Annotated in this window: 20 protein-coding genes; 1 reads left to right on the forward strand and 19 read right to left on the reverse strand. The window is 41.0% G+C overall.

What is annotated here, in order from left to right; genetic code table 11:
• Positions 1-28 precede the first annotated feature (28 nt).
• From B7720_RS09195 to B7720_RS09260, 14 genes are all read right to left on the reverse strand, one after another.
• Positions 29-2,188: a LicD family protein gene (locus B7720_RS09195; protein WP_084857691.1), complete on the reverse strand. Its 2,160-nt coding sequence runs from the start codon at positions 2,186-2,188 to the stop codon at positions 29-31.
• Between the two features lie 21 nt (positions 2,189-2,209).
• The gene (locus B7720_RS09200) at positions 2,210-3,178 is read right to left on the reverse strand and encodes a glycosyltransferase family 2 protein (protein WP_044020561.1); all 969 of its coding nucleotides are present in this window, start codon (positions 3,176-3,178) and stop codon (positions 2,210-2,212) included.
• A complete protein-coding gene (locus tag B7720_RS09205; RefSeq protein ID WP_044020559.1) occupies positions 3,175-4,011 on the reverse strand; it encodes a LicD family protein in 837 nt (278 codons plus the stop codon). Before B7720_RS09205 ends, B7720_RS09200 begins: the two co-directional genes overlap by 4 nt.
• Before the next feature lie 143 nt (positions 4,012-4,154).
• Positions 4,155-5,450, reverse strand: a complete 1,296-nt coding sequence (locus B7720_RS09210; protein ID WP_000032319.1) for an LCP family protein — start codon at positions 5,448-5,450, stop codon at positions 4,155-4,157.
• Positions 5,447-6,295, reverse strand: a complete 849-nt coding sequence (gene pheA / locus B7720_RS09215) for a prephenate dehydratase (RefSeq protein ID WP_084857693.1) — start codon at positions 6,293-6,295, stop codon at positions 5,447-5,449. Before pheA ends, B7720_RS09210 begins: the two co-directional genes overlap by 4 nt.
• Positions 6,292-6,768 carry a shikimate kinase gene (locus B7720_RS09220; RefSeq protein WP_001151353.1) on the reverse strand — a complete coding sequence of 159 codons (477 nt, stop codon included), beginning with the start codon at positions 6,766-6,768 and terminating at the stop codon, positions 6,292-6,294. The genes pheA and B7720_RS09220 overlap by 4 nt, the downstream gene beginning before the upstream one ends.
• On the reverse strand, positions 6,761-8,044 hold the full coding sequence (gene aroA, locus B7720_RS09225; protein ID WP_000769904.1) for a 3-phosphoshikimate 1-carboxyvinyltransferase: 1,284 nt from the start codon (positions 8,042-8,044) through the stop codon (positions 6,761-6,763). The genes B7720_RS09220 and aroA overlap by 8 nt, the downstream gene beginning before the upstream one ends.
• A gap of 90 nt (positions 8,045-8,134) precedes the next feature.
• Positions 8,135-8,473, reverse strand: coding sequence for a YlbF/YmcA family competence regulator (locus B7720_RS09230; RefSeq protein ID WP_000065973.1), 339 nt, complete (start codon positions 8,471-8,473; stop codon positions 8,135-8,137).
• Between the two features lie 10 nt (positions 8,474-8,483).
• Positions 8,484-9,587, reverse strand: a complete 1,104-nt coding sequence (locus B7720_RS09235; RefSeq protein WP_084857695.1) for a prephenate dehydrogenase — start codon at positions 9,585-9,587, stop codon at positions 8,484-8,486.
• Positions 9,588-9,596: 9 nt separating this feature from the next.
• Positions 9,597-10,763, reverse strand: coding sequence for a chorismate synthase (gene aroC, locus B7720_RS09240; RefSeq protein WP_084857697.1), 1,167 nt, complete (start codon positions 10,761-10,763; stop codon positions 9,597-9,599).
• 9 nt (positions 10,764-10,772) lie between these two features.
• On the reverse strand, positions 10,773-11,840 hold the full coding sequence (gene aroB / locus B7720_RS09245) for a 3-dehydroquinate synthase (RefSeq protein ID WP_084857699.1): 1,068 nt from the start codon (positions 11,838-11,840) through the stop codon (positions 10,773-10,775).
• Between the two features lie 18 nt (positions 11,841-11,858).
• Entirely contained in the window at positions 11,859-12,713 is an 855-nt protein-coding gene (locus B7720_RS09250; RefSeq protein ID WP_084857701.1) for a shikimate dehydrogenase, read from the reverse strand.
• Entirely contained in the window at positions 12,703-13,380 is a 678-nt protein-coding gene (aroD, locus tag B7720_RS09255; RefSeq protein ID WP_000767782.1) for a type I 3-dehydroquinate dehydratase, read from the reverse strand. The genes B7720_RS09250 and aroD overlap by 11 nt, the downstream gene beginning before the upstream one ends.
• Positions 13,377-14,540 carry a class I SAM-dependent rRNA methyltransferase gene (locus B7720_RS09260; RefSeq protein WP_161976052.1) on the reverse strand — a complete coding sequence of 388 codons (1,164 nt, stop codon included), beginning with the start codon at positions 14,538-14,540 and terminating at the stop codon, positions 13,377-13,379. Before B7720_RS09260 ends, aroD begins: the two co-directional genes overlap by 4 nt.
• A gap of 272 nt (positions 14,541-14,812) precedes the next feature.
• Between B7720_RS09260 and B7720_RS09265 the strand changes: the two genes are divergently transcribed.
• Positions 14,813-16,261: an alpha-amylase gene (locus B7720_RS09265; protein WP_070534587.1), complete on the forward strand. Its 1,449-nt coding sequence runs from the start codon at positions 14,813-14,815 to the stop codon at positions 16,259-16,261.
• 86 nt (positions 16,262-16,347) lie between these two features.
• Here the strand turns inward: B7720_RS09265 and alaS are convergent, their stop codons facing one another.
• The 5 genes from alaS to csm4 form a co-directional block, all read right to left on the reverse strand.
• Positions 16,348-18,966: an alanine--tRNA ligase gene (alaS, locus tag B7720_RS09270; protein ID WP_084857703.1), complete on the reverse strand. Its 2,619-nt coding sequence runs from the start codon at positions 18,964-18,966 to the stop codon at positions 16,348-16,350.
• A gap of 21 nt (positions 18,967-18,987) precedes the next feature.
• Complete coding sequence (locus tag B7720_RS09275; RefSeq protein WP_000847083.1) at positions 18,988-19,473, reverse strand: LURP-one-related/scramblase family protein; 486 nt, start codon at positions 19,471-19,473, stop codon at positions 18,988-18,990.
• A 296-nt stretch (positions 19,474-19,769) separates the two neighbouring features.
• Complete coding sequence (csm6, locus tag B7720_RS09280; RefSeq protein WP_061427669.1) at positions 19,770-21,059, reverse strand: type III-A CRISPR-associated CARF protein Csm6; 1,290 nt, start codon at positions 21,057-21,059, stop codon at positions 19,770-19,772.
• Positions 21,031-22,119: a type III-A CRISPR-associated RAMP protein Csm5 gene (gene csm5 / locus B7720_RS09285; protein ID WP_000846387.1), complete on the reverse strand. Its 1,089-nt coding sequence runs from the start codon at positions 22,117-22,119 to the stop codon at positions 21,031-21,033. The genes csm6 and csm5 overlap by 29 nt, the downstream gene beginning before the upstream one ends.
• Positions 22,116-23,021 carry a type III-A CRISPR-associated RAMP protein Csm4 gene (csm4, locus tag B7720_RS09290; protein WP_084857705.1) on the reverse strand — a complete coding sequence of 302 codons (906 nt, stop codon included), beginning with the start codon at positions 23,019-23,021 and terminating at the stop codon, positions 22,116-22,118. The genes csm5 and csm4 overlap by 4 nt, the downstream gene beginning before the upstream one ends.
• Position 23,022 lies beyond the last annotated feature (1 nt).

Below are 23,022 nucleotides of genomic sequence, written 5' to 3' on the forward strand. Positions count from 1 at the left end.
TTTTAAACGTTTCTTAATCCCAATCTCGTCATTTAGACCTTTTAACAATCTTCCATAATTTAAAATCATGATGAGATACTCTTTGTTCAACTGGTGGCAACTGCATATAGTCTCCGTAGTCTGAGGTCAAAATTTCATGATAGTTTTTCGGAATGGTAAATTCCTTACCTTCAAATATTCCAGTAGTAACTTGTTCCAGCCATTCACGTCTCCACACTGGTTTGTTCATATCCTTGTAGATAAGATAATCCACCTGCTCATAATCTGAGACTTTACGGGATTTTGCAAGCTCTTCAATCTGGGCAACGTATTTGTTTGTATTGGTGAAATAGAAAATAATAACTGACACATAACGTAGCAGTGAATTCAGTACACTTTTTGTATTGGTAATGCCTTTGAAGGTGTAGCAACTCAATTGACGTTTCTTTATCAGTTTCGTCATCTTGTTTTTAAATTGTACGTCATCCTCGTAGCCATCTACAGGGAAAATATCTACATAGATTCCCATATTCGAATCGATGCGAACATCTTCTTCTAGCAAGTAAGTATGGTTATCCTGCACTTTCATGAAGGGATAGACATAGTTGAGATTATTTTTATAAGACATAACTTCGTAACGTTCATCACGGTTAGCGATAAGGTAGTCTTGCAATTTTTCATAATCCTCTCGTAACATGCAGATATCCATGTCATCATCCCAAGGGATAAATCCTTGATGGCGAACAGCACCAATTAGACTTCCATATGCTAAGAAATACTTGACCCCAATTTTCTGACAAACTTCATGAATATACTCCATGATTCCAAGTTCCATCTCTTGAATTTCTTTAACATCTGTTACTTCTTGGTACCGAACTCCTTCATCTCGTTTGCAGACTACGAGTCCATAGCCAATCGCTAGCCAGAAGATGATATTAATAAAGTTGGTTGAATACATAATCTGACTTTCAAATAATTGACCAAACAAGATACCAAAGAAAAGAATCATGATCAATTTATCAGTATGTTTCTTGGAAACAATCAAATACGTTAAAAAGCGCTTGATGACATAAGCCAGTACAAGAAGGAAGGATACCAAACCTAGAACTCCCGAACTGACAAATATGGTCACAAAAATGTTATGGAAATTCCCACCAATAAGGGAGTTTTGAATCTCAAATTTACTGAAATATTCTGTGTAGTAATCTGGAACATTTCGTACACCATAACCAAAAATTGGTTTGGCACTTCCCATCTTGATGGCATTTTTCCAGATATAGGTTCTACCACTTGGTGTTGTTTCAATCAGATGGAGCTCACCGTTTTTCTTAGTAACAGACGAATCTGTTTCAGCATAGGATTGTCCTTTGTTTAAATCTAAGACAGTCGCAGTTTCAGATGAGATATAGATTGAAGTTACATAGCTTAATCCAATATTAGTTGCAGTAATCAGCAAACCAGCAACTATAAAAGTGAGGAATCGTTTAACGATACTTCCTCTAGTAGCAAAGAAACTATAGAGTCCAATCATGAGAAGTAAAGAAAGTAAGGCTCCTCGACTTTGCATCATAGCAAAGTAAACGAATTGAATCACATTGTTCAGTTTAAGATAAACAGAATATTTACTTCCTTTATGGATCAAATACATAGCCAAAATAATGCTAATGTATGAAAATATCGCACTAGCATTTGGATTGACAATCCCCCACAGACGGCCATTCATGACACCATAGTAATAAGATTGTTCACCAATCTTAAATAGGATGAGGACTCTACTTATCAATAAACCAAACGCAAAAATTGCTGAAGAAAAAGATACAATTTGAACCGTATAGGCAATCCAGTCAAATAATTTTTTAAGTTGCCCTGATTGTAACATGGTAAATAATAAAACATAGGTTACCATGAAGAGGATTTCAATCACATTTCCAATCAGATGTCCAGAGCGATTGAAAATAGCTGATAGCAGATGACTTCCAGCTAAGAGTCCAAATAAGGATAGAAATTTGCGATCTACCGTGATTTCTTTCCACTTAAACAATAAGGTATAGCAAATATAAAACACTACAATCGCTGATAATCCCTTGTAGAGGGGATTTGCTATCTTATAAACCAGTGAACTCATACTTAAAATCGAAATGAAAACAAATAGATACGCAATCCATAGTTTTGATTTTTCAAAGTATTCATCCATTTTTGAAAAATTCATTTTCAACTCCTTCTCATGATATTAGTTTTTTAATCCAACAATTTTCTTATATAGCCATGGAGAAATGACAAGTGAAAGGATCGCTACCTTGCGAAAAGTGGTGAAATAAGCATCTTTCCATATTTCGCGTCGATGCTGAACAATCCAATTCCTCAGCTCGGCTTTCTCCTTTTGATACTCTTCACGTGAAGTAAAGATAATTTTATCGTAAACTGTGATGTACGACCAACACTCTCTATTTATTAATTCGTATTTTAAATTAGGGAAGGCTTGTGAAACTTGAGCAATTATTTGCTTATAAACTTCTATTGTGTCAAATACATATCGATTAACAGATGTTGTTGCACTTCCCTCACGATGATCATAATAATAAACAGGTTTGTCAATAAATACGCAACTGCATCTTGTCTTTAGTAGCAATTCAGTTAAAAACAAGGCATCTTCAGCTAGGTGATAATTGGTATTAAACTTTTCATCCGCAAGCAGGTCTCTCTTAAACAGTTTTGCGACTGGAAAAAATGATGTTCTGGTAGTCATCAGTAGTTCCTTCATGGTTTCTTCTGTTGACCAGAGTTCTGTTTTTTCTGAATGTGAAGGTAGGTCTGTTACAATTCCGTTTTTGATATGGTGCAGAGGAGCAATTACAAAGCCTACATTCAACCCTTCAGCTGCACTTGCTAAAGTAGCTAGGTAATCCTGGGTAACGAAATCATCGCTATCAATAAAGGTAACCCAAGAACCCGTCGCTAGCTGAATTCCCATATTTCTAGCATTTGAAACACCAGCATTTTCGATATGATAAACCTTGATATTCTCATACTGAGACGCTAAGTGATCACAGATCTGTCCACTGGAATCAGTAGAACCATCATTGATTAGGATTAACTCAAAATGGGCATAAGTCTGTTGAAGAATCGACTCCACACATCGCTCCAGATAGGCTTCTACATTGTAGACTGGAACGATAACGCTTATTTTTTCTCCCATCATGCTCCATATTCTCCCTTGTACTCTGTGTAGCTCTTGTCCATGTCCGCTATAATAGCATCATGATGCGGTACCTTCTTGTCTGTTGGTGGTGGTGTCATATAATCGCCAAAAGCAGTGCTGAGATAGGCATCATAACCGACTGGAATGGGCATCTCAGTTCCTTCAAATGGCAAGAAAAGATTGTCTTCAAAGGATGCGATCGGGTATTTGTTTCGCATGTAGCCGGGACCTGAGCATAATTCCGTAATTCCATCGCTCTCAGCCAGACCATACTTGGTCATTTCTTTTTCAGCTTTTTTCCAAATGCGATAACGTAGAGATTTTGGAGTCAGGCCGAGTAAGATGCGACTTCCCCATTTCATGACCGCACCATGCTTTTCTGGGATAGTTTGCGCACAAAAGAGTGAATAAATCAGGGCCCAACGAACCTGTTTCTTACGCTCAGCTGGATTTTTAGGATAATAATCCAATGGTAACACATCCAAGGCCAAACCGTGTGGTAAATCCAAATCCTTCTGATAAGGCTTGATACAAGTAGTTTCCTTGTCACGAATGGTAATAAAAAGGTTACGGTCTACAAAATCTTTGTTACTCTTTGACAAGAAATAACGCTCATCTGCATAACGAGGCCATAGTTCTGCTAATTTTTCATAGTCCTTACGTGGCATGAAAAAGTCTAGGTCATCATCCCAAGGAATGAAACCTTTGTTACGTAGGGCACCAATGGCTCCTCCACCACAGAGATAGCACAACAAATCATGTTCTTTACAAAATGCGACGAAATATTCAGCCATTTCCAGACTACGAGCCTGAATCGCTTTCAAATCACTCATGTCTCTCCTCTTCTGTCCAATAACGAGTTATATCGTTTTATTATACCATAAAAACGCCCTAAAAATCCATCAGATACTAAGAAAAATCAAAGCCTAAACCACTTTTTCACTGGTGATTCAAACTTTGATTTTTTTATAGTGTTCTATCTCATTCCCATTTGGGCGAGTTTGGTCTGGTATTTATTTTGATCAACTAGAAGTCCTTGTCCACCGTAGATATCATAAGCATCTACCCAGTCACCAAGTTCTGGGACGGTGAGTCTTTCAATGCCATTTTGAGCACCTTCTAGGACAGATAAGCCATTGGTCAACAAGAAGCTATATGGTAGATTTGTTGATGTCATGCCAAAGACTTTTCCAAGTGCCTCTGATCCCGTAAAGAGCTTGGTTGGATCTTTGATTTGCTCAAGAACAGCTGACATGACTTGTTGCTGACGTTTGGTACGGCCATAGTCTCCCTCATCATCATCACGGAAGCGAGCATAGTTCAGCAAGGTGGAGCCATTCATTTGCTGTTTTCCAACTTTGATAGTTTGAGTTGGGGACTCTGTCTCTGTTGCATGAAGGTCATCTCCGACTGTGGCTTCTGTCAGAGGTTGACCATTCAATGTTGAAAATTGAGCATCAATCGTTACTCCGTCAGGGAAGAGGGTATCAATAGCTGTTGCAAAGGCCTGGAAGTCAACTAGGGCATAGTACTTAATATCCAAATCAAAGTTGTCTTTTAGAACCTTGCGGACCTTTTCAGCACCTTTTTGTCCTTCTTGTTCCCCAAGTTCATAGGCAACATTTAGTTTGTTATCCGTCTGTTTCTGGCCATTTACAATCTTACTATACCCGTCGATATAAACTAAGTTGTCACGCATAAAGCTGACTAGCTTGATCTTCTTATCCGATCCGCTGACATTCAGTACCATGATTGTGTCAGTACGGGTTTCTGCACTATTTTGACCGATACGGCCATCTGTCCCCATGACTAAAATATTCACACCATCTTTGGTATCCTGACCGTTAAAGACCTCTACTTGAGCTGCCTTGGCGTCAGCTGGCTTATTTGTTGGATTGGCTGCTGACTGGAACCCTCGAAGAAACATAAAAATCATCCCTACAAGCACACAGGTAATCAACAGCAAGAACCAAGTCAGTATTCGTTTGAAGCGAATTCTTCTCTTTTTCTTTTTGACTTTAGGTTGAGGAGCTACCTTTTCACGTTTCTTAGACCGGCTTCTACTGCCATAAGTCGGAAGATCAATATCTCTACCCCAAGTTTCTTCTTTTTCTTCTTGGTGGAAATGGTGAACTTCAGACTTGGGACCTGCCATTTTCTGTTGCAGATAATCAAACTCCCTCCGTTCACGGTCGTTGAGGTAATGAATATTTTTGAAGAGATAGTCATAACGTAACTGCTCGTGATGACTTAAAGGATTTTCTTTGCTCATTGACTCTCCTTTTCTAAATCAGTTATGGTAAAAATCGGGTAGGTCCCCAGAATCTTATGCTGGATTCCAATAGCTTCTAGTTCTTGTCTTGCAAAATGAACCAGTTCTTTGTCACTATAGTCTACATCGATAATGAAAAAGTATTCTCCCAAGGCTGTTTTAAGGGGGCGACTTTCAATCTTTGTTAAGTCAATCCCTCTCCAAGCAAAGGTCGAAAGTGCCTTGTAAAGAGCACCAGGTAGGTTGTCTGGTAAGGTCAAGGCCAAACTCATTTTTTCAGCTTGTGAGTTCAAAGGAATCTTCGGTATCTCTGCCCCTAACACCCAAAAACGTGTGAAATTGGCTTCCATTTCCTGAATATCCTCTGCAATCAATTCCAAGCCATATTCTTCAGCTGAACTTTTAGGAGCAATAGCTGCATAAGGCTGATCTGGATGTTCTGAAATAAAGCGAGCTGCATAGGCGGTACTGGCGGTTACCTCGATTTGAGCCTCTGGATAGTGTTCATCGATGAATTTTTTTCCCTGAGCCAAAGCCTGAGGATGGGAAAAAATCTTCTCAATCTTAGTATGACCAGGAACTGCCATCAACTGCTGGTGAATGGGTTGAACGATTTCTGCCACTGCTTGGATGCGAGCCTGGTGAAAAAGGTAATCCAAACTTTCATGGACACTACCTTCAATGGAGTTTTCAACTGGTACCACAGAATAATCCACCAAGCCTTGCTCATAAGCCTTGATAACATCTGTGATATTGGCAAAAGCCTGCAATTCCTCTTTGGGAAAGGCTGTCTGCACAACATGATGCGAAAAAGATCCCTTGGGACCTAGATAGGCAATTTTCATCTCAGTTCCTCTATAATTTCCTCTGGGCTTAACTTGGTCACATCTAGAATCCGACTGGCTACTTCCTCATACCAAGCTTGTCTTTCATGGAAAATAGCTACCAGTTCTTCCTTGCTTTTGTTAAGAAAAAGTGGACGCTGATTGTCCTTATCAGCTGCGATACGTTGGTAGAGGGTTTCAAAATCTGCTTTTAGGTAGATGTTATCAGGATTGGTTTTGAGCAAGTCACGATTTCTCTGAGAAATGACAACTCCTCCGCCAGTTGACACAACTCGGTCCGTTTTTAGTAAGTCAGCTAGGACTTCTGACTCTACTTGACGAAAGGCCACTTCTCCTTTTTCAGCGAAGAAATCCGCAATGGACATGCCCAAATGTTCCTCGATTAAGGCATCCATATCGATATAGTCTGGGTCCAAGCCTCTAGCGATTGTCGACTTGCCTGCCCCCATAAATCCAAGTAATACCTTAGCCATGAGTCATGCTCTCCAAATCATCAAAGAAGCTAGGATAGCTAGTGTTGATGGCTTCAGCACGGTCAAGTTCCACTTCTCCATCCGCAACCAAGAGGGCTGCAATGGCTGTCATCATTCCAATTCGATGGTCACCAAACGTATTGACTCTAGCGCCATGAAGGGCTGATTTCCCTTTGATAATCATCCCATCTGCTGTGGGGGTGATGTCCGCTCCCATGCTATTTAAGGCATCAGCCACCACCTGAATGCGGTCAGTTTCCTTGACCTTGAGTTCCTCAGCATCCTTAATGACTGTTACACCTTGCGCTTGTGTCGCTAAAAGGGCAATAATAGGTAATTCATCAATCAAGCGTGGAATCAAAGCTCCACCAATCTCTGTTCCTTTCAGGTCTGAAGATTCGACAGTCAGGGTTGCTGATTTAGCGACTGGATCGATTTCAGTTATTTCTAATTTTCCTCCCATGGCGCGAATGACATCAATAATACCTGTACGCGTTTCATTGATGCCCACATTCTGCAGCACCACACGAGAGTTTGGAACAATCAAACCTGCGACTAGCCAAAAGGCTGCACTAGAGATATCTCCTGGGACAACTACCTTTTGTCCAGTCAGTTTTTGCGGCCCTTGAACTATGATTTTCTTGCCATCCACACTTAAATGGCCACCAAATTGCTGTAGCATATCTTCGGTGTGGTTACGAGTACATTCTTTCTCGATAATCACGGACTCCCCCTGAGCCTGCAAGGCTGCAAATATCAAGGCAGACTTAACTTGAGCAGAAGCGATTGGCAACTCATAGTGAATCGGTTTTAAATTTTTCGTCCCTTTTAGGCGAAGAGGGGGCAGATCTCGCTCAGTTTGCCCTGAGATGCTAACGCCCATTTTTTTCAATGGAATCGTCACACGATCCATAGGACGTTTAGAAAGACTATCATCTCCAAACATCTCTACTTCGAAGTCTGCACCAGCAAGTACACCTGAGATCAGGCGAATCGAAGTGCCAGAATTACCCATATCCAAGGCATTTTGCGGAGCTTTTAAGCCATCCATTCCAACACCTTGAATGGTAACAACCCCATATTTGTCCTCAATTTCAACACCAAGGTCACGAAAAACCTGCATGGTTGAAAGTACATCCTCTCCACGCAAAATATCATAAACCTTAGTCTCGCCCTCAGCCAAACTTCCAAAAATAATCGTACGGTGGCTGATAGACTTGTCACCTGGAACCCGGATACTGCCATGTAAGTGGCGAATGTTTGTTTTTAGTTTCATAGTTGACCTCATACTTGCAATACTTTTTCTTATTTTATCACAAAAAAGCCAGAAATTCCTGAAATTTCTGGCTTTTATACAGATAAAATACTATTTCAATAATTCTGAAACAGGTTCAAAGACAATTTTTTCAATGTCCGAAAGATAAATGGACAATTGTTGCTGTTTGGCAAAGAAATCTGACAAAAGAGCGTTCTCTTGGATTTGTTTGCTGAAAGACTGCATCTTTTCTTGGAAAGAGGCGTCTGGCATTTGTCCCGTTTGCGCCATGACTTGGATTTCTTGCTGGAAAGCGAGGTAGTCTGCAAAAATCTTGCTAGCTTGTTCATCAGCTTGGATAGCATCTTTGGCTGCCTTGACCGCCTTGTATTCTGGTAATTCGCGTAACCCGCGACTAAGTTCATTTGCACTATCGTAAATATTTGACATGATTTTCTCCTTATTTGATGACGACTGTGTAGTCCGTATTTTCTGTAATTAAGCGCTCAGCTCGTTCCAGATCCTGAGAATTTTTAAAGGAAATTTGTAGAATCCCGTGAACATCTTCACGGTTTTCTTCGTTGATATGGATATTAACCAAAGAAGTCCCACGAAGTAATTCCAAAATCCGCAAGATAACATCTTCTTCATCGGGAACATCGACATAGAGGTCATAAGAACTGTCCACACCACCACGCTTATGGATTTCCATGGCCTGACGTTGCTCACGTGCTTGGTTGAAAAAGTTCCAGATTTGCTCTTCATCTCCCTTGCTGATGGCTTGTCCAACCTCATCTAGGCGCTCCTTGAAATCCGCAATTCGATCTAGGATAGTCTCACGATTGGACAAGAGAATGGAAGTCCACATACCTGGCTCGCTTTCCGCAATTCGGGTCATATCTCGAAATCCACCCGCCGCAAAGCGCCTTGCCATTTCATGATCTTGAGCATAAACTGCTGTCTGCTCCATGAGGCTGGAAGCCAGAATATGAGGAAAATGACTAATCTGAGAAGTCACCCGATCATGCTCCTTGGCATCAATCTCGATAAAACGAGCATGAAGACCTGAAAGCAGATCTTTCATTTCCTCAAGTGTGGCATGACTTGTCAGGCTCGAAGGAGTGAATATATAATAGGCATTTTCAAAGAGATTGACATCTGCAGAAGCTGCCCCTGTCTTGTGGCTACCAGCCATGGGATGGGCCCCGACAAAGCGGACAGGCTTGCCAGCTAAATACTGCTCAGCTGCTTCCACAATGGCTGACTTGGTTGAGCCCGCATCCGAGATAATAACGCCTTCCTTCAAGTCTAAGTTTGCCAGCTCCTTAATAAAAGCAATGGTCTGTTTGATTGGCAAGGTCAAGATGATGACATCTGCTAGGGGAGCGAAACTGGCAAAATCATCCGTTGCACGGTCTATCATTCCTCGCTCCAAGGCAATGTCTCTCGAAGCCTGACTGCGATTATAACCTAAAATTTCATAATCCGGATGATCACGCTTGATACCGAGCGCCATCGAAGCACCAATCAAACCGAGACCTGCGATATAGATGGTTTTTGCCATAAAGACTCCTTAATAGTTCTTTGTATAGTCTCGGTGCTTGGCAACTGCCTCTTTTAATTCTTCAAGATTATCTGATGAGAATTTTTCAAGGATTTCTTGTGCCAGAACCGTTGCAACAACGGCTTCCATGACTACACCTGCTGCTGGAAGAGCGGTTGGATCACTTCTCTCCACGGTTGCCTTGTATGGTTCGTGAGTCTCAATATCCACACTCATCAATGGTTTGTAGAGAGTGGGAATGGGTTTCATGACACCTCGAACAACGATGGGTTGCCCATTAGTCATACCACCTTCAAAACCACCTAGATTATTGGTACGACGAGTATAGCCGTCTTCTTTAGACCAGAGAATTTCGTCCATGACTTGGCTACCTTTAAGGTAACCTGCCTCAAACCCAAGACCAAATTCCACCCCTTTAAAAGCATTGATAGAGACAACTGCTTGGGCCAGTCTGGCATCCAATTTTCGGTCCCATTGAACATAGGAACCAAGACCAACTGGAACGCCTCCGACGACTGTCTCCACAACTCCACCGATGGTATCACCGTCACGTTTGATTTGGTCAATATAGTCCTTGATTTCCTGTTCCCGCTCTTGGTTGACAATAGAAACTTCAGACTGGGCAGCTCGTTGCTTGATTTCAGCCACGGTCAGATTTCCAGGTACATCTATTTCCTTGCCACCAAAGACCACGACATGGTTGGCAATCTCCATATCTAGCTCAGCCAAGAGGCGTTTGGCTACTGCTCCAACTGCTACTCGCATGGTTGTTTCACGAGCTGATGAACGCTCCAAAGAATTTCGCAAATCGTCAAAACGGTACTTAATGCCACCAACCAAGTCGGCATGACCTGGCCGAGGATGAGTGATTTTCCGTTTGCTTTTAAGGCGGTCTTCAATGTCCTCAGCAGACATGATATCCAGCCATTTTTGGTGGTCTTTATTGACGACATCCATGGTAATGGGAGCCCCAGTCGTCTTCCCATGGCGAACACCCGAGGTAAAGATAACCTGGTCACTCTCAATCTTCATACGACCACCACGACCATATCCACCTTGACGACGTTTCAAATCTTCATTGATGGCCTCTGCTGTCAAAGGAAGTCCAGCAGGAATTCCTTCAATAATAGCCGTCAGACGGGGTCCGTGTGATTCTCCCGCAGTTAAATATCTCATAGGCTCTCCTTATTTTACCAAGTAGTCTTTCATCTCTTCCAGAGAAACTGGATGAATAGTCGCCGAACCAAGCTCTGGCACCAAGACCAATTTCAAGGTGTTCCCACGCGCTTTCTTGTCATGAGTCAAAGCCTGATAAAGCTTGTCAACATCCCATTTTTCATAGTCAACTGGCAAACCAAATTTCTGACACATAGCTGTGATGGACTGGGTTATTCCTTCTGGCATAAGACCTTTTTCCTCAGCAACCTTGGAAATCTGCACCATGCCCATAGCCACAGCCTCACCATGCATGACTTTGCCATAACCGGCCGTTGCTTCAATGGCATGACCAATAGTGTGCCCAAAATTGAGGTAAAGACGAACACCGTTATCCAACTCATCTTCAACCACCATCTTCCGCTTAACCTGACAAGAATGTTCAATCAAAGTCTCTGCATGCTCCAGAATGCTCTCTACAGAACCATCCAGCTCCGTCAAGAGAGCCCAAAGTTCTGGATCCTCAATCAAGCCATACTTGATAACCTCACCCATCCCTTCAATCAACTCCCTTTTTCCGAGTGTTTCAAGGACCAGCGGGTCAATCAGAACCCCATCTGGTTGGGCAAAAGTTCCCACCATATTTTTAGCAAATGGAGTATTGACACCCGTCTTTCCACCGATAGAAGAATCTACCTGGGCTGTCAAACTAGTCGGAATCTGAACAAAGTGAATCCCACGCATATAGGTAGAAGCTACAAAGCCAGCAAGGTCCCCAACGACACCACCACCAAGGGCCACAATCCCATCGCTACGAGTCAACCCCTGCTTAACTAGAAACTCATAGACTTTCTGAACAGTAGTTAAATTCTTTCTTTCTTCACCTTCTAAAAAGTCAAAAACAGCTACCTGAAAACCAGCATCTTCTAGGCTGAGTTTAACCTTCTCTGCATAGAGAGAAGCTACATGGTTGTCGGTTACAATGACCACTTTTTGCGGTTGCCAGAGTTCTCGCAACCATTGACCAGCCTGAGCCAGACAACCTTTTTCAATCTGAATATCATAAGGATGATGCGGAATATCGATTCTGATTTTCATAGGAGGGTCTCCTTTTCACTATTTATATTTTTCTGTTAAGGACTGCCAAATTTCTTCTGTCGGCATTTCTTTACCTGTCCACAGTTGAAAAGCTTCAGCAGCTTGATAGAGCAACATTCCCAGACCATTGACGGCTGGATTGCCCTGACTTCTAGCCCATTTCAAAAAGGGCGTTTCAAAGGGTTGGTAAATGATATCTGCGACCAAGATATCTTCAGGTAAGACTATACTTGTCGGAACTGGGGACGACTGGCCATCCATGCCCACACTGGTGGCATTGACTAGTAAGTGCGAATCAGCAATCTTTTCTTGCAGGTCAGAAAGATCTTCTAAAGCATACAAGTCCACTTTAAAGCCGGTTTGCTCCTGCAACTTGTCTAGGTAAGGTCTTGTTTTTTCCATGGAAACTGAACGAACAAAGACTGAAATTTGACTGACGCCATCCAAAATAGCTTGCGCCAAGATTGATTTGGCCGCGCCCCCTGCTCCCAGAATGGTCATTTTCTTATCCGAGATTGTAAAAGAAGGCAAGCTCTTAAAGAATCCCTTGCCATCTGTATTATATCCAATTAACGTTCCGTCTTGATTAACAACTGTGTTGACTGCCCCAATCAAACAAGCTTCATCACTCAACTCATCCAGATAAGGAATCACTTGCTCCTTGTAAGGCATAGACAGGTTGATCCCAAACATCTGGTAACGGCGAATATTGGCGACTGTTTCTGCCAAGTCACCCGCTTCAATCTCCCAAGCCACATAAATACCATTGGTAGCTGTCGCCTCAAAGGACTTATTGTGTATGAAGGGTGAAATAGAGTGTTTGATGGGATTAGCAACAACTGCAGCTAAACGTGTATAGCCATCAAGCTTCATCCAAAATCTCCCTAATTTTTTTCATGTTTGATAGCGAAATCTGACCTGGGGCACTCGCTTCATCTAGACTAGCAAAGGACCAACTTGAACCCGTCACATCTGAAGTGATCCGAGATACCTTGCCCATTTTCCCCATGGAAATGGTCACGTACTCTTGTTCAGGATTGAGTGTTTTAAATCCACGTGTGTAGTTCATCAGGTCTAAAACATCCTGCTCCGTATGGGCCATGACAGATACCTTGACCACTTTAGGAGAAAGACTGGTCAACTCAGACAGGATCTCCATCATGTTTTCAGGTGTCTCTTGGAAATTATGGTAACTCAAAACAAGATTTGGAAAATCCAACATTTCCTCAAATACATCCTTGTAGCTGAAATACTCAAAATCCACATAGTCTGGTTGATAAAGTTGAGTGACTTCCTTGATGATTTGAACATACTCCTCAGAGGACAGTTCGATTTCTCCTCCCTCAGCGCGAGTCCGAAGGGTAAAGACAAGTTCGCGTCCTGCAAATTTCTCAAAGATAGCGGGTGCTACCTGTAAAATAGCGTCCTTTGTAAGAAAGTCCGCACGCCACTCAATGATATCGGCCTCTTCATACCTAGTGGCATCCAGTTCTTGCGCTTCTTCTAAACTTCTTGGCATTACTGAAACGATTAATTTCATCTACTAACCTTCATACTAATCACCTTGAGGTAATTACTGCTTTCATCTTTTTTATTATAGGCAAAGTCTGCTGGAAGACCATATTGGTTTAAAATCTGATACCTTCTTCCTGCAAAACCTTTATCAATTTGTTCTGTAAATTTCTGGCGGGAAACATTGGCAGCATTAGTACTGGCAATGATAATCCCTCCCGGATTTAAAATCTCTAGACTCTGGGAAATCAACTTGTGATAGTCCTTAGCTACAGAGAAAGTTTGTTTTTTATTTCGAGCAAAACTCGGCGGATCAAGCACAATCACATCATAGGTCAAGCCTTTTCGCTTGGCATACTTAAAGTACTCAAAGACATCCATGACGATAAAACGATGATTGTCCGTGCTGAGTCCATTTGCTTGAAAATGAGCCTCTGACAGCTCTCTAGACCGTTTGGCCAAGTCGACAGAAGTCGTCTCACTCGCACCTCCCATAGCTGCAGCAACTGAAAAGGCAGCCGTATAGGAAAACATATTGAGCAAGGATTTGCCCATGGCTAGACCGTCAACCAGACTCCCACGAACCTCATGCTGATCTAGGAAAATTCCTGTCATCAAGCCATCATTCATAAAGACTTGATAGAGCACGCCATTCTCAAGAACAGTAAAATCATCTGGCGCTTCCTCACCATAAACATAGGCAGACTCGTAGTCTAGACCTTTAAAACGAATCTTCTCATAAGCCCCCAAGACCTCAGGAAAAACTTCCTTAAAAGCCTTTACGATTAGCTCACGAATTTGGTAAACAAAGGAGTTGTACCAAGAAAAAACAGCATAATCTCCATAGAGATCAACAGTCAGACCACCAAAACCATCCCCCTCTTGGTTAAAAAGGCGAAAGGCAGTGGTCAAGTCATCTTGATAATAAGGCTTTCTAGCTTCCTTAGCCTTACGAAACAGGATTTCAAAAAAGGCTTGATTGAAACCAACCTTTTCCTTGCTGATGAACCAACCGATTCCCTTATTCTGTTGAGAAAGATAGGCGCTCCCTAAAAACTTCCCGTCTTGACTAAGAACTTCTACTGCCTGATCTGTCAGTTCAATATCTGTTAAATCACTCGCTTCCAAAAGAACTAGACCCTTAGCTAGCTTTTTTTCAACACGTCTGCTGACCCTAATTCTATTCATAGCTACTATTATAGCAAATTTTGTGACAATTCTCAAAAAAGAAACCGTTTAACCATTTGTACTTTAGTTTACTGAGTGTCATTTTTGTTCAAATAAGTATATGCCATTTACTTTCCCACCAAAACATCCTTTCCCTTATAATGGAAAGAGAGATTTTAATCGATAAAAATAGACAATTTCAGAAATGAGTATAGAATCTTGCGCAAACGTTTGCCTAGTTCTAAACTTTATGGTAGAATAAAACTCAACATTGACAAGTAAGAGGAAACATCATGCAAAATCAAACACTCATGCAATACTTTGAATGGTATCTGCCTCACGACGGCCAACACTGGACGCGACTGACAAATGACGCAGAGCACCTAGCAAACCTTGGCATCAGCCATGTCTGGATGCCACCTGCCTTCAAGGCAACCAACGAAAAAGATGTCGGCTATGGTGTTTACGATCTTTTTGACCTAGGTGAATTTCACCAAAAAGGGACTGTCCGTACCAAGTATGGGTTTAAAGAAGATTATCTTCAAGCCATTCAAGCCCTAAAGGCGCAGGGAATTCAACCTATGGCCGATGTGGTGCTCAATCACAAGGCTGCTGCCGATCATATGGAAGCCTTTCAGGTTATTGAAGTGGACCCTGAGGACCGTACCGTTCAATTAAGCGAGCCCTTTACTATCAATGGCTGGACTCACTTTACTTTCGATGGTCGCCAAGATACCTACAATGACTTCCACTGGCACTGGTACCACTTTACAGGTACAGACTACGATGCCAAACGCCGTAAGTCTGGTATTTACCTGATCCAAGGAGACAATAAAGGTTGGGCCAACGAGGAATTGGTCGATAACGAAAACGGTAACTACGACTACCTCATGTATGCCGACCTAGACTTTAAGCACCCTGAAGTCATCCAAAACATCTATGACTGGGCTGACTGGTTCATGGAAACGACTGGTGTAGCTGGTTTCCGTTTGGATGCCGTTAAGCACATCGACTCCTTCTTTATGGGCAATTTCATTCGTGATATGAAGGAAAAATACGGTCAAGATTTCTATGTTTTTGGGGAATTTTGGAACCCAGACAAGGAAGCCAATCTAGACTATCTCGAGAAAATAGAAGAACGTTTTGACCTTGTCGATGTTCGCCTCCACCAGAACCTCTTTGAAGCTAGCCATGCTGGAGCAAGTTACGACCTTCGTAACATTTTCACAGATAGCTTGGTTGAACTAAAACCCGATAAGGCTGTGACCTTTGTAGACAACCACGATACCCAACGAGGACAGGCCCTCGAATCGACTGTTGAAGAATGGTTTAAACCAGCAGCCTATGCCCTTATTCTATTACGTCAAGATGGGCTTCCATGTATCTTTTACGGAGATTATTATGGCATTTCAGGGCAATTTGCTCAACAAGATTTCAGAGAAGTTCTTGACCGTCTCCTAGCCATCCGAAAAGACTTGGCTTATGGAGAGCAAACAGACTACTTTGACGATGCCAACTGTATCGGTTGGGTTCGTTCAGGCGCTGAAAACCAATCCCCGATCGCTGTCCTTATCTCAAATGACCAAGAAAACAGCAAATCCATGTTTGTCGGTCAAGAATGGGCTGAGCAGACTTTTGTTGATCTCCTTGAAAATCATCCAGCACAAGTTACAATCAATGCTGAAGGGTATGGAGAATTTCCAGTAGCAGCGGGTTCAGTCAGTGTCTGGGCAACAAAATAAACCTATCAGTTACAAGTCAAATCCAAGCGGATTTGGCTTTTTAAGTAGGCAAAAAGACCTACCCAAATGGATAGATCTTTATTGTCTTACAATTTACCTGCTACTGCATCCAAGAGTTCTTGAATTTTCGCTTGGTTGCTTCCTCCTGCCATGGCCATGTCTGGTTTACCACCACCACGTCCATCAACGATTGGAGCCAATTCTTTTACCAAATTACCTGCGTGGATGTCTTTGCTCTTGCTAGCTACAAGAACGTTGACTTTGTCACCGATGGCTGCAACTAGGACAAGCACATCAGAGTAGTCTTTTTGTTTCCAGTTATCCGCAAAGGTACGAAGGGCGCCTGCATCTGATACAGAAACTTGGCTTGCAATGTAACGGTGACCGTTGACTTCCATCACATCCTTGAAGACATCGCCTGCGGCTGCGGCTGCGGCTTTTTCTTTCAATTCTGCATTTTCTTTTTGAAGCTGACGGAGTTGTTCTTGAAGCCCTTCAACCTTATGAGGAACTTCCTTGAGTTGAGGGGCTTTCAAGGTTGATGCGACGGCTTTCAAAGCGTCTTCTTGTTCGCGATAAGCTTCAAAGGCTTCCTTACCAGTTACTGCCAAGATACGGCGAGTTCCTGATCCGATTCCTTCTTCTTTGACAATCTTGAAGAGACCAATCTCAGAAGTGTTGCCAACGTGGGTACCACCACAAAGTTCCACTGAGTAGTCACCAATCGTAACAACACGAACTTCCTTACCGTATTTCTCACCAAAGAGGGCCATAGCTCCCATTTCTTTAGCAGTGTCAATATCTGTCTCAACAGTTTCTACAGCAATTGCTTCCCAGATTTTCTCATTGACTTGCTGTTCAATGGCGCGCAACTCTTCAGGAGTTACAGCTTGGAAGTGAGTGAAGTCAAAGCGAAGGAATTCTACTTCGTTCAGAGATCCTGCTTGTGTCGCATGGTGTCCAAGGATATTGTGAAGGGCCGCATGGAGCAAGTGAGTCGCAGTGTGGTTTTTCATGACACGGTGACGACGATTGCTGTCAATAGCCAAGGTGTATTCTTGGTTCAAAGCAAGAGGAGCAAGAACTTCAACAGTATGAAGAGCTTGGCCATTTGGTGCTTTTTGAACATCTATCACAGTAGCCACGACATTTCCAGCAGCGTCCAAGATTTGACCGTGGTCAGCTACTTGTCCACCCATTTCAGCATAGAATGGAGTTTCCGCAAAGATAAGAGAGGCAGTTCCTTCAGAAACAGCTTCTACTTCAGCGTTTTCAGCCACGATAGCCACCAACTTAGAAGACAATTGGCTGGCATTGTAGTTGAAGACACTTTCCACTGTAATGTTTTGAAGGGTTTCATTTTGCATTCCCATTGAGCCACCTTTGACAGCTGATGCACGCGCACGTTCTTGCTGCTCTTTCATGGCTGCTTCAAAACCTTCACGGTCTACAGTCATCCCAGCTTCTTCAGCGATTTCTTCAGTCAATTCTACTGGGAATCCGTATGTATCATAGAGTTTGAAGACATCTTGACCAGCGATAACCGTTTGGCCTTTCGCTTTCAAGTCAGCTACAATGGTTTCTGCAAAGTGTTGACCTGAATGAAGGGTACGGGCAAATGACTCTTCCTCGCTCTTCACGATTTTTTCGATAAAGTCACGTTTTTCAAGTACTTCTGGGTAGTAGCTTTCCATGATTTTTCCAACAGTTGGAACGAGTTTATAAAGGAAAGGCTCGTTGATACCCAATTTTTGACCGTGCATAGAAGCACGACGGAGCAAACGACGAAGAACATAACCACGACCTTCGTTTCCTGGAAGGGCACCATCACCGATGGCAAATGAAAGAGAACGAATATGGTCCGCAATGACCTTAAAGCTCATGTTATCGCCATCTTGGTCGTAGACCTTACCTGATAATTTCTCAACTTCACGGATAATCGGCATGAAGAGGTCCGTTTCAAAGTTTGTCTTAGCCCCTTGGATAACAGCCACCAAACGCTCCAAACCAGCGCCCGTATCAATGTTCTTATGCGGTAATTCCTTGTACTCACTACGAGGAACAGCAGGATCGGCGTTAAATTGTGACAAAACGATATTCCAGATTTCGATGTAACGATCGTTTTCGATATCCTCTGCAAGCAGACGAATACCAATATTTTCTGGGTCAAATGCTTCTCCACGGTCAAAGAAGATTTCTGTATCAGGTCCAGAAGGTCCCGCACCGATTTCCCAGAAGTTATCCTCAATTGGAATCAAGTGGCTTGGATCCACTCCTACTTCAATCCAGCGGTTGTAAGAATCCTTATCTTCAGGATAGTAGGTCATATAAAGTTTTTCAGCTGGGAAATCAAACCATTCTGGGCTTGTCAAGAGCTCGTAAGCCCAAGTGATGGCTTCGTCACGGAAGTAATCACCGATAGAGAAGTTCCCCAACATTTCAAACATGGTATGGTGACGCGCAGTCTTCCCTACGTTTTCAATATCGTTAGTACGGATAGCTTTTTGCGCATTGGTAATACGTGGATTTTCAGGGATAATGGTTCCGTCAAAGTATTTCTTAAGGGTTGCTACCCCAGAGTTAATCCACAAAAGAGTTGGGTCGTTTACTGGAACCAAGCTGACTGATGGTTCTACAGAGTGACCTTTGCTTGCCCAGAAATCAAGCCACATTTGGCGAACTTGAGCACTAGATAGTTGTTTCATAATATCTCCTTATTTACTTGTTTAATTTGATTGGCTTTCTAGCATCTCCACATAGTCAATCGCGACACAGAGGGAAATGACCAGGTCTGCATAAGAGTCTTCATAGACGGTTACGGTGTAAGTTGAGGTCAAATGGAAAATCTCTTTCCGAATCTCGGCAATCACTTGGTCGCGGTCATCCAACAATTTGAAATTCAAATCCCATATATTGCCCTCGATACGAAGTCCTAGATCATCAAACTCATACTTATCTCGAAAGAAGGTCAACTTCTTACGAATAACGAAATTGGAACCGTTTCGTAGCTGAATAGTAAAGCGAGGAAGCAAGGTGAAAAATTCTTTACTGATTTCACTGACCTGCTCACCATAGGCGTCATAGATGGTAAAGGTCTTAGGAATTTGGAAGAAAGAGCCCTCCACCTGATAGTTCACTACTCCTCTATCATCCTTGATATCGAAGCGTTCGCCCCCAAGACGAAACTTTTGTTTCACGAGAAATGTCTTCATAAACACCTCCAAAAATCAAAAGACAAGCTCATATCACGAAGGGCGAAAAACCGCGGTACCACCTTCATTCAATGAACTTGTCATTCTCTTGTTCTTATGCAATTGTCTGATTGAGTAGCATGATTTCCTAGCTTAGATGGCTCGCAGCACCGCCATTTCTCTGGACTAAGATGATTGAAAATCAATTCTCAACTTTCTTATTATATCGTTTTTTTAATCTTGCGTCAACTGGGAAAGCAAGCACTTGCAATCACATTATATGTATCATCAGCAAATTGATTTATTGATAAAGTATATTATTGACGAAGTAAGTCAAGCATTTCATTATTGAGTGTTTGATAACAAGAGAAATAGCTATCATCAATCTCAAATGTATCTTGTAAAATAAAGCGCAAGGTATCTATTGTCTGTTGCAATTTCTTTGAATTGACTAGTTTACTATCAATCTCTGACAAGCCATGTGCAACCTTATTTCTCTCATTGTTTAAAGAAATGATAACTCTAAGTGACCTAATTAATTCAGGACTATATTTGTAATACTCTAAAATTTTAGTGTATATAATTAAGTTTAGAGTTGTTGTGGGAGAAAACTCTTCTTTTTTTTCCTCATTTTCATTTTGTGATTTTTTATAATCACTATCTAAATAACAGATAACTTTTTTAAAATCTTGATGTTCTTTGTTTAGCTTAGGTAACTTATTTTTATATATTATTAGATTTGGATGATTCCTTTTTATTCTATCTTCTAATATAAATTCAACTAATGATTTTGACTTAATCAAAACATCTGCTACTTGACCTCGTTTGTTTAAAATCTCAATCATCAAAAAATAATTAAGGGCTTTTTTCTCAACCTCTGAAAGTGGATATTTCTGAATTTCTGAAAGAACTTCTTGTTTTTTAAAAACATTTACTAAATCGGTTAGAATGATTCTTAAACGAGCTAACTGCTTATTTGAAAGCAGCCCCTTCGAATCTCTCCGGATAACAATCTTTTCAACAGCTAAATAATCATATGACTCTATCAAACTTCTTAAATGACGTTTAACTAAAGAATGATTGAACTTCTCCGCTATATCCATGATACATCTGTTTTCATAATTATCCTGATTATCTTCATTATTTTTAAACAGATTATCTTCCTCTTCCTTAGAGAGTATTTTTTGGGGATTGTTAGATGAATTACTAGGAGTGGTAACTTGAATTGCCTGCGTATTATAGTCATCAATTCGGTTTATAGCGAATAGAGCTGATTTTATCTGAGGAGTGCCGGAAGATAGATTTAAAATTAATTCCTCTCCTAATTTAGAATACTCTTTTATAATTTTTCCTATGACCTCATACATTTTATCATACAAATAAACCTCATCATTCCTTAATATTTGCTCATGAATTTTCACATCAGGTTTATAGTCTTTAAATGAAAGAAGGGCTCTCTCAATAAGAGTTTTTTTAACTAACATTTCCTCACTGTAGAGTAAGACGATTCTTTCTGGTTTATATTTTCGAGCTATGTGCATTAAGGCTGAGTCTCTGTTCTTACTGATAGGATCCGTATTACCTACTGCTGAAATTAAAATTGTCATTTGTAATCTCCTTAATCATAAAGTTCGCCTTGCCCATTTCATAGAAGGATTCATTATTCATTATCAGTTTACGAGTTGCTTGTGTTGTTTTAACACTTTTCATTGGTGCTTTTGTTAATTTCAAGACTCCCTTTTCAACCATCCTAGTGGTTCTGCTATTCTCATAACGTTCTTGTAAAATTCCATTTGCTTGTTTAAAAATTGTTTTTGTCCAAGCTCCACTACCAGCACCCAAGTAGATAGGATATTGAATATTTGGCTGAATTTTATTTTCAGGAAAATCTGATAAGAAAAAGTTTTTATATTCTTTGTAAAAGGCTTGCGCTCTCTTTCCTAATTCCTCTATTAGGATTCCAGCTTCCTTAGTAGTTGTAGTAATGGTGAAATTGATTTTAGTTGAGGGCGCGATTGCTTCCCTATATAAAGGGAGAGGCTTGGCAAGAGGGGGCTTGGCTTTATGATCCCATTTTTGAACTAAAATAAGACTTTTATTACTAAATGGTTTGCTATCACTAACACGAATAGCATTAAACAAGTCATCATAGTCCTGCCCTTTTTTTGCTCCCCAAGGAATCAAAGATTTGTTTTCCTTTTTACATTGCAAAACATTTTTATTATTCCAGTCGGGATTGGTATTCATCAAAATAGTCCGAATAGCTCCCTTTAATGAACTTCCAGGAATATAGGGATTACCAAAAGGATCTCTTATAAACTTTGATACTTGATTTAATGCGCCTCCTCTTAAATAGTTATTATTTGTTTCTAACTTAGTTTCTATAATTCTATAGCCACCAAAATTACGGTCAGAAATGCGGTTATCCTCTAAAAAGGAAATCAAGCGATTATTTCTAGCGTTTGGCTTTGTCTCTTGTAAAAAACGCTCAAATTTATGATCGTATCCTTTCTCCACCATTCGATTATAAAACTTACCCATATCAGGGAAATAAAAGTACCCATTTTCATAGATAAATTCTCGAGAAGTATATTTTTCACCATTCCCAATATGGATAGGAGCCATGGCTAGGAGGGTAAATTGAAAGGTTCTATATTCTGTTTTCATCTTTCTTCCTCCATCTTGAAAAATAGTGGTTTAGCATAGTTTAATACTTCATGTGGGAAATCAAGAGGTCTTACATCTACAATATGTCCTGTAAAGGTTTCAGAGAAAGTAGATCCAGAAGCAAACTTATATAAATCCTGCTTACGGTAATTTTCATTAGTTTCTGTACTAAAAGCAAAACCACTTGATTTACTTATTAAATAGGAACCAGTTTCCATAGCATATTCAAGTTCCTTTTCGACTGGTAGAGAAGTCGTCAATGTCATGACAGGTTCTTGATGGGTCTTGGTGAGACGATTTTTTAAGCTATCTGGTAAATCTAAAATAGTCAAATCAAATTGTCCATAACCACTAGAACGTTTCCCACCAATTCCTGTATACTGCAAGCTTGTCATGAGTTCATTCAAGAGGTCAGATTCGTTTGCAATCACGTAAAGAGAAGAATCATCTCTAAATCTAACGGTAGACACTTGAAAAAGATTCCCATCTACATGAGGTTGGTTTTTAGTGATAATGTTTGTTACTGCATGTTCTTCGTCTTCAAAAAGCGTTCCTTTTACATAAGAATCAAATTTATCCAAGGGTATAAACTGAAGTTTCTTCGCCATTTTCGCTTGACGTCTTACTTCTTTGACATCCGTTGTTAAGTCAGGCTGATCAAACTTTGGAAATCCTATCGGCTTAGGTAATAATGGACCTGACTGATAAGGAAAGGCATCAGTCAAAACAAAATGATCTTGACCCGCTATTGACACGAATTCCTCCATTTTCCCCATTTTTTTTGCCTCAATAGCCAAGGCAGAAAATAATCGGTCAGCTGCAAAAGTCATTTTAGAACTATCCAGAGTACCTGCTCCAAAGTGAGCAGACTGAAAGTTCATAATATACATCTTATAGGTCATA

This window comes from Streptococcus oralis subsp. oralis, from assembly GCF_002096455.1.
GTDB classification, from domain to species: Bacteria; Bacillota; Bacilli; order Lactobacillales; family Streptococcaceae; genus Streptococcus; species Streptococcus oralis_CY.

Coding starts and splice junctions, on each gene's coding strand:
- B7720_RS09205 (WP_044020559.1), bottom strand. CDS start 4,011: ATGAGTGATTTGAAAGCGATTCAGGCTCGTAGTCTGGAAATGGCTGAA.
- aroC (WP_084857697.1), bottom strand. CDS start 10,763: ATGAGATATTTAACTGCGGGAGAATCACACGGACCCCGTCTGACGGCT.
- aroB (WP_084857699.1), bottom strand. CDS start 11,840: ATGAAAATCAGAATCGATATTCCGCATCATCCTTATGATATTCAGATT.
- B7720_RS09260 (WP_161976052.1), bottom strand. CDS start 14,540: ATGAATAGAATTAGGGTCAGCAGACGTGTTGAAAAAAAGCTAGCTAAG.
- B7720_RS09235 (WP_084857695.1), bottom strand. CDS start 9,587: ATGGCAAAAACCATCTATATCGCAGGTCTCGGTTTGATTGGTGCTTCG.
- B7720_RS09195 (WP_084857691.1), bottom strand. CDS start 2,188: ATGAATTTTTCAAAAATGGATGAATACTTTGAAAAATCAAAACTATGG.
- aroA (WP_000769904.1), bottom strand. CDS start 8,044: ATGAAACTAAAAACAAACATTCGCCACTTACATGGCAGTATCCGGGTT.
- csm6 (WP_061427669.1), bottom strand. CDS start 21,059: ATGACAATTTTAATTTCAGCAGTAGGTAATACGGATCCTATCAGTAAG.
- B7720_RS09265 (WP_070534587.1), top strand. CDS start 14,813: ATGCAAAATCAAACACTCATGCAATACTTTGAATGGTATCTGCCTCAC.
- B7720_RS09220 (WP_001151353.1), bottom strand. CDS start 6,768: ATGGCTAAGGTATTACTTGGATTTATGGGGGCAGGCAAGTCGACAATC.
- csm5 (WP_000846387.1), bottom strand. CDS start 22,119: ATGAAAACAGAATATAGAACCTTTCAATTTACCCTCCTAGCCATGGCT.
- B7720_RS09230 (WP_000065973.1), bottom strand. CDS start 8,473: ATGTCAAATATTTACGATAGTGCAAATGAACTTAGTCGCGGGTTACGC.
- alaS (WP_084857703.1), bottom strand. CDS start 18,966: ATGAAACAACTATCTAGTGCTCAAGTTCGCCAAATGTGGCTTGATTTC.
- B7720_RS09200 (WP_044020561.1), bottom strand. CDS start 3,178: ATGATGGGAGAAAAAATAAGCGTTATCGTTCCAGTCTACAATGTAGAA.
- B7720_RS09275 (WP_000847083.1), bottom strand. CDS start 19,473: ATGAAGACATTTCTCGTGAAACAAAAGTTTCGTCTTGGGGGCGAACGC.
- pheA (WP_084857693.1), bottom strand. CDS start 6,295: ATGAAAATTGCCTATCTAGGTCCCAAGGGATCTTTTTCGCATCATGTT.
- B7720_RS09250 (WP_084857701.1), bottom strand. CDS start 12,713: ATGAAGCTTGATGGCTATACACGTTTAGCTGCAGTTGTTGCTAATCCC.
- B7720_RS09210 (WP_000032319.1), bottom strand. CDS start 5,450: ATGAGCAAAGAAAATCCTTTAAGTCATCACGAGCAGTTACGTTATGAC.
- aroD (WP_000767782.1), bottom strand. CDS start 13,380: ATGAAATTAATCGTTTCAGTAATGCCAAGAAGTTTAGAAGAAGCGCAA.
- csm4 (WP_084857705.1), bottom strand. CDS start 23,021: ATGACCTATAAGATGTATATTATGAACTTTCAGTCTGCTCACTTTGGA.